General features: G+C 39.5%; 1 protein-coding gene. It reads left to right on the forward strand.

Annotation, left to right across the window (positions count from 1 at the left end; genetic code table 11):
• The coding region (locus AAEY62_RS23910) for a cytochrome c oxidase subunit 3 (protein ID WP_350636956.1) at positions 1-248 on the forward strand (248 nt) is incomplete at both ends.

Raw genomic sequence — 248 nt, forward strand, 5'->3', positions numbered from 1 at the left:
GTTATGGATATGGGTAAAGAGGGAGGCAGTGGTGTTTACTTACTGTATGTGGGTATTGCCGTATTGCTTTATATGCTGTTTAGCTGGTTTAAAAATGTGATTGAAGAGTCGCATCAAGGTTTATATTCTGCACAAATGGATCGCTCATTTAGACAAGGTATGAGCTGGTTTATTTTTTCAGAAGTCATGTTTTTTATGGCCTTTTTTGGGGCCCTTTTTTATGCCCGCATGTTTTCTGTGCCTTGGCT

The sequence above is a fragment of the Pseudoalteromonas sp. GW168-MNA-CIBAN-0100 genome, from assembly GCF_040309225.1.
Lineage (GTDB): Bacteria > Pseudomonadota > Gammaproteobacteria > Enterobacterales > Alteromonadaceae > Pseudoalteromonas > Pseudoalteromonas arctica.